At 62.8% G+C, this 6,388-nt stretch carries 6 protein-coding genes and 1 pseudogene; 2 read left to right on the plus strand and 5 right to left on the minus strand.

The annotated features are described in order from the left end of the window. Positions 1–97: 97 nt before the first annotated feature. Complete coding sequence (locus tag AC1D01_RS16445) at positions 98–469, minus strand: GFA family protein (RefSeq protein ID WP_477868056.1); 372 nt, start codon at positions 467–469, stop codon at positions 98–100. On the opposite strand from AC1D01_RS16445, the gene AC1D01_RS16450 reads away from it, so the two are divergent. Then, positions 437–997, plus strand: a complete 561-nt coding sequence (locus AC1D01_RS16450; RefSeq protein ID WP_477868058.1) for a GNAT family N-acetyltransferase — start codon at positions 437–439, stop codon at positions 995–997. The two genes, AC1D01_RS16445 and AC1D01_RS16450, sit on opposite strands and share 33 nt — an antisense overlap. Here the strand turns inward: AC1D01_RS16450 and AC1D01_RS16455 are convergent. Next, positions 886–1,710, minus strand: coding sequence for a hypothetical protein (locus AC1D01_RS16455; protein ID WP_477868060.1), 825 nt, complete (start codon positions 1,708–1,710; stop codon positions 886–888). The two genes, AC1D01_RS16450 and AC1D01_RS16455, sit on opposite strands and share 112 nt — an antisense overlap. A 572-nt stretch (positions 1,711–2,282) precedes the next feature. Here AC1D01_RS16455 and AC1D01_RS16460 point away from each other — a divergent pair. Further along, positions 2,283–2,514 (plus strand): annotated as a pseudogene (locus tag AC1D01_RS16460) (hypothetical protein); the annotation flags it as partial. Here the strand turns inward: AC1D01_RS16460 and AC1D01_RS16465 are convergent. The 3 genes from AC1D01_RS16465 to AC1D01_RS16475 form a co-directional block, all read right to left on the minus strand. Continuing rightward, a complete protein-coding gene (locus tag AC1D01_RS16465) occupies positions 2,511–2,945 on the minus strand; it encodes a (2Fe-2S)-binding protein (protein WP_477868062.1) in 435 nt (144 codons plus the stop codon). The pseudogene AC1D01_RS16460 and the gene AC1D01_RS16465 overlap by 4 nt on opposite strands. An 80-nt stretch (positions 2,946–3,025) precedes the next feature. After that, on the minus strand, positions 3,026–5,326 hold the full coding sequence (locus AC1D01_RS16470; protein ID WP_477868064.1) for a xanthine dehydrogenase family protein molybdopterin-binding subunit: 2,301 nt from the start codon (positions 5,324–5,326) through the stop codon (positions 3,026–3,028). Beyond that, positions 5,323–6,042, minus strand: coding sequence for an aspartate/glutamate racemase family protein (locus AC1D01_RS16475; protein WP_477868066.1), 720 nt, complete (start codon positions 6,040–6,042; stop codon positions 5,323–5,325). The genes AC1D01_RS16470 and AC1D01_RS16475 overlap by 4 nt, the downstream gene beginning before the upstream one ends. Between the last annotated feature and the right edge of the window lie 346 nt (positions 6,043–6,388).

A 6,388-nucleotide genomic window follows, 5' to 3' on the forward strand; every position in this document is an offset into this window, starting at 1 on the left:
GGTTGAGCCTGCAACGCTGGCGGCAGGCACGACCGTCAACATAACGATCGTGATTTAAGAATACATAACGATCGTGATTCTGTCAAACGAAAGTCAATCAGGCCTGCTCTGTTGGCGGGAACTCAGGATAGCGAGGCAGTTGGTCTGCGACATGCAGCCAAGGCAGTCGCTTGGACTCCCAGTAGTGAAAAGTGGGCGGGACCAAGCTTGGTTCATCCAGGCTACCGATCGTGAGATCGATGAGCCCTGGGATGTACTCTGCCGTGAAGCAGATCTGCGTGCCGCAATGAGAACAGAAGCCGCGCTTGGCACCCGGCGATGATTCGTAGATGGCGGGTGGCTCGGCAAGAAAGGAGACCTGTTGAAGCTCGTACATGGCCCAGGCGACTGTGGGTGCCGCATTCATCGTGCACTTCGGGATGAGACACTTCACTCGATGAGCCAGACGTTCTCGATCGACCCGCTGCATTCAGATGCCTTTGATCCGTTCGCCGCCTACCTCACCGATCATGTCGCCGACAACGGCCGCGACGGGATGCCGCTGTTCCAGCCGCTGGCCCGGGCGGAGTCGCGCTTCGACGGCGAACGGGCGCGGGCCTTTCGGGACGCACTCGACGTGCCCCTGTTCGAGCCAGGATGGCGACGTGCTTGGGTGGCGCGCCTCGCCGACGGCCGCATCATCGGCCACATTGATCTGCGCGCCCGGGCTGAAGCCCATGCGACGCACCGCTGCATTCTGGGCATGGGCGTTGACCGCGCACGGCGCGGCACGGGCGTCGGCGCCGGACTTCTGGCGCATGCACGCGATTGGGCGACGTCGCAGGCGGCGCTCGACTGGATCGACTTGCAGGTTCTGTCGTCCAACGATCCGGCGATCCGCCTCTATCAGCGCTCGGGTTTCATCGACACTGGAGAGCTCGTCGACTTGTTTCGCATCGAGGGACGGTCGATGGGATTCCGATCGATGGCGCTGAGGCTGGTGCGCGACGGCCTTTGAGCTGGGCCGTTCTCTGGCGAACGGAACGGCACACGCAGCCAGGCGGCCAGCGAACGGCCCACCTGCAAGGCATTGTCCTGTGCCGGCGTGGTGAACAACTGCATCACGCCGTCGTCGCATTCGAGCTGGAGCATGGCGAGCCGCGGCGTGGCGTCGGTGCCTCGGACAATGGACAGCCGGACCGCCGAGAAGGCCTTCACTTTCTGGATTTCTCGCCGGCCGGTGCGGTCGCTTCGATGGACCGCGAGGCGCACCTTGTCGATCTGGAAGTAGGCATCCGTGCGACGATTGATCCGATGCAGGAACACAGCCAACCCCAGGGCCACCAGCAAAAAAACGCCTCCTAAAATGCGATCCTGTTCGAGCCGCGACGACAGGCACAAAACGCCGGCCGCCACAGTCATGACCAGATTGGCGATGACGAACAAGGCATTCAACAAGCCAAAACGGGCCGATGGCGCGTGCAATCGAGCCATGTTGGCGGCGGAGAATGACAAGTGAGCGTACATCGAGGTCGGGCGTTGTTTGCGGGGCGCTTGCCTGTCTCTAGACATGAAGGATACCCAATGGTCTTCGTTGCGATCACGTCCGCGGGTTTGGCAGAAGCTCTTCGCCGGGCAGCCGACGACGACGCAATCTGGTGCGGCAGTGAGGAAGGCTTGTGGCGGACTGAGTCCGGGCGACGCGCGCACTGCCGAGTTGTAGACTTCCAAACATGCTTGAAGCCGCTGCGTCCGTCGTTGCCTGTCCGTCTTGTGAACAGTTTGTGGACGGGCTGTATTGCGATGCATGCGGTTGTGGCTTCGTCCGTGAAGACTCGCTGATGGCGAGCAGTCGGAAGTTGGCTAAGGTCCGTCACCTCTTTTCGCGAGATGAGTGATTCCGCATCGACGCCTATCGCCGAGAAGYTTTCCTTCCGGGAAGTCCACATTCAGGCAGGCTCGGTTCAGATCGTCAGGCGATGATTCAACCAATGCAAGCATTGTTCGTCCACGGCCTGGGTCGTACGCCCTTGTCGGGCCTGCCGCTGATGGCGCGTCTGCGGCGTGCGGGTATCCGCGCGCGGGGATTCGGGTACCTGGCGGCCTGCGAGGATGTCGAGGCCATCCGTGCACGGCTCATGCGCCGGCTGGTCGAGATGGCGCAATCGTCCGAGACAACGTTGGGCTATGTGGTTGTCGGGCATTCGCTGGGCGGCGTGCTGCTTCGCGATGCGCTGGCTGCGCTACCCGACGGCGTGCCACGCCCTCGCCATGTCTTCTTGCCAGGGTCGCCACAGACGGCCCGTCGCGTGCTCTACATGGCCACGCTCACCGCCTCCCGCTACAACCCTGCCATCAAAACCTTCCAAGACCGGCTGCTGGCCGCCGGCAAGCTGCCCAAGGCACTGGTGGCCTGCATGCGCAAGCTCGCTGACCACGCTCAACGCCATGGTCAAAACCAACAAACCCTGGGATAAATCGCTTCACGGTGGCTTGACTCCAAAGACGGTTACTCAGAGCGCTGCCCCGGCCTAGTGGATTGCTGCTCGGATGCGCGGGTAGGCGCCACAGCGGCAGAGGTTGCCGTTCATGGCGGAGTCGATGTCAGCGTCAGTGGGTTTTGCGTTTTTTTCGAGCAATGCAGCGGCGGCCATGATCTGACCCGATTGGCAGTAGCCGCACTGCACCACATCGAGTTCGACCCATGCCTTTTGCACGGCAGCAAGGGCTTTGCTTTTGAGGCCATCGATGGTGTCGACACGCTTGCCGGCAACTTGGGCCAGAGGCGTGACGCAGGCACGCGTGGGTGAGCCATTCACATGCACCGTGCAGGCTCCGCACAGCGCGATGCCGCAGCCAAATTTGGTGCCGGTCAATTTGAGTTCATTGCGCAAGACCCACAGGAGAGGCATGTCGTCTTCGACATCGAGGGTGGTGGCCTTGCCATTTAGAGTGAAGGTGGTCATGGTGCTTGGTCCGGCGTGCGGCGTTCACTGAATCCCGGCCTGGGCCGGGACGGCGAAGGCAGGAATCAGGGGTTGTATGGTCAGATCATCTTCAGCGGCAGGTTGCGCAGGCGCTTGCCAGTAGCCGCAAAGATGGCATTGGCCAGCGCCGGTGCCACCGGGGGCAAGCCGGGTTCGCCCATGCCTTCGGGGTCTTCGTCACTGGCGACGATGTGGGTTTCGATCACCGGGCATTCGCTCAGGCGCAGCGGCGCGTAGTCGTGAAAGCTGCCTTGTTGCACGCGGCCTTGTTCGATCGTGATTTCGCCATGCAGCGCCGCCGACAGGCCATACACCACCGCGCTTTCCATCTGCTGCGCCACGATGCGCGGGTTGACGACCAGACCGCAATCGACCGCGCACACGACGCGTTCGACGCGAATGCCCTGATCGCTGCCCACGCTGGCCTCCACCACCTGCGCCACCCAGGTGCCAAAGCACCAGTGCAGTGCGATGCCTCGCCCGCGCTTGCGGCCATCGGCTGCAGGCGCGATCGGTGAACCCCAGCCCGCCTTTTCGGCGGCGAGCTTGAGGACGGCGCCTGCGCGCGCATCGCTGCCAAGCATGGCTTGGCGGAACTTGAGTGGATCGGTGGCCGCGGCGTGGGCCATTTCGTCGATGAAGCTCTCCTTGAAGAAGGCCTGATGCGAATGGCCCACCGAGCGCCAGAAACCCACCGGCACCGGAAACTCCATGAACTGATGCATCACGCGCAAGTTGGGGATGTCATAGGGCTGGTCAAACACCCCCTCGGCCACCGTCTTGTCTGGCCCCGCTGGTGGCATCTGCCCGGCGATCGGCAAGAAGGCTCCGACCATGCCTTGAATGGCGCGCGGAGCGTACTTGCCAAACAGAGACTGGCCGGCCGAGCACGCCTCGAGGGCGATGAGCGCGCCCTTGGCATCGAGGCCACCCCTGAAACTAGCGGCACAGGCCGGGCGGTAGAAGTCGTGCCGCGTATCTTCCTCGCGCGACCAAAGCAGTTGCACGGGCAGGCCGGAGAGTTCCTTGGCAATGAAGGCGGCCTGAGCGGCGAAGTCGACCTCCAGGCGCCGTCCGAAGCCGCCGCCGAGCAGGGTCACATGGATCGTTGTGTCTGCGGATTCAATGCCGCACACCGTAGCCACGGCAAGCTGCACTGAATCAGGCACTTGCGTGGGAGCCCAGACCGTGGCCTTGCCGTCTTTGAACAGCACGGTGCAGTTCATGGGCTCCATCGTGGCGTGGGCCAGCCAGGGTGCGGTGTAGTGCGCTTCGTGCTTCTTGGTGGCGGTGGCCAGTGCCGAGCCGGCATCGCCTTGGCCACCAAAGCTGCTGCCCTTGAAGAGGGCGGCGGCCTGCACCATCTGCTGCAGCATCGCCGCGCTGCTGGCAGCACCAGCCGCACCGTCGACCCACTGGGGCTTGAGTGCCTCGACAGCCATTTTGGCGCGATACCAATTGTCGGCCACCACGGCCACGCCGCCGCTGGCGCCGTTGAGTGGCGGCACGATGATGATTCTCTTGACGCCCTTCATCGCCAGGGCGGCGGCGCTGTCCACGCCAGCCACTGTGCCGCCGAGTACGGGGCTCATCGCTATGGCGGCATAGAGCTGCCCTGGCTGCTGCACATCGATGCCAAAGCCGGCTGTGCCGGTTGTCTTGGCGCTCGAATCCAGGCGCCCCAAGGGCTTGCCGATGAGTTTGAACTGCGCCCGCGTCTTGAGCGTGGGCTTGCCCCGCGTGATCGGTGTAACGCCCTTGGCAATGAGTTCACCAAAGCGCGCCGACTGGCCGCTGGGATGCGCCACCACGCCCGCGCTGATCGAGCACTCCGCCTCAGGCACCTTCCAGTACTTGGCGGCGGCAGCAAGCAGGCTCATGCGCGCCATTGCGCCGGCTTGGCGCATCGGCTGCCAAGTATCTTTCACGCTTGAAGAGCCGCCGGTCATCATGTTCATGAGGTTGCGGGCCATGTAGGCGTTTTGCGTTTGCACCATGGCTTTGAGCAGGCCCCGATCGCGCGGGTGATAGGGCACCGAATCGCGCACGGCGGCGACGTTGTTGTAGATTTTGTCCACACCCGACGCCTCCACGCGCACGCGCGACCAATCGGCGTCGAGCTCTTCAGCCACCAGCATGGCCAAGGCGGTGTAGATGCCCTGGCCCATTTCGGATTTGGAGCAGACAACGGTCACCCAATCATCGGCACCGATCTTGACCCAGCCGTTCAGCGCCAGTTGGCCTTCGCTCACGGGCATGGCCTGCGCCGTGAGCAGGCGTTCATCGGGCGAGTCGGTCACGCCATAGATCAATGCGCCCGCGGCGCCGAGACCAGCCAGAAGGAAGTAGCGTCGGTTCATGGGTTTGCAATCTCAGCGCTGGCGCCGTTCAGCGCGAAATCGACGGCTGAACGGGCGTGCAGATCGGTGGTGTCAAGCAGCGGCACTCGGCTGTGCTGCGGTTTGATCAACAAGGTGATTTCGGTGCATCCGAGGATGATGGCCTCGGCGCCACGTTGCGCCAGTCGGTTGATCGTTTGCTGGTAGATCTGGCGAGACTCGTCATTGACGATGCCGACGCACAACTCGTCGTAGATGATTCGATGAACTTCCTTGCGTTCGATCGACGGGGGGACGAGCACGTTGAGCCCGTGAAGCCTGGTCAGCCGATCCTTCATGAAGTCCTGCTCCATGGTGAAAGAGGTCCCAAGCAGCCCGATCGTCTTCACCCCGGCACGTGTGGCGGCGCGCCCCACCGGATCTGCGATGTGGAGAAATGGAATCGTCACGACCGCCTGAAGGTCATCGATGACCTTGTGCATGGTATTCGTGCACAGGACAATGCAGTCGGCGCCCCCGGCTTGCAGCTTCCGCGCGGCATCCTGGAGAATCTGCGTCGTCAGATCCCAGCGGCCCTCGTGCTGCGCCCGCTCTATGGGGCCGAAGTCGACGCTCTGCATCAGCGATTGGGCCGAACGCAGCGGCCCAAGGCGCGCGCGAACCCCTTGATTGATGATGCGGTAGTACTCCGCGCTGGACTCCCAGCTCATTCCGCCAATCAGACCGATCGTCAGCATTGCTGGGTGCTTCTGGGTTGATGCCTTGCACGCAGTGTCGAGACAACTGGGCAAGCGAGCTATCAAGAAATTTCAGAAGCAGCGAACGTGGCAGGGACAACCGGTGGGGCGACCAACGGAGATGATGTGCAGGCAAGTCGCGATGCGTCTCGGCGTTGGGTCCATTCTTGGCGGACAATTTCTGCTGCTTGCGACAAGGAAACTGCAATGCCTTCCTCGCGTTCACTGACGGTTTTGAACGGCCATCTCAACGTTCATCTTCTCCCCAGTGCCCCTTACAGTGCACGCGACCCCGTGCAATCGCAGGCCCTCGGGGTGGCTCTGGAGCGGCAGACGGGGGTGCACT

The sequence above is a fragment of the Rhizobacter sp. P3_B12 genome (assembly GCF_056402895.1).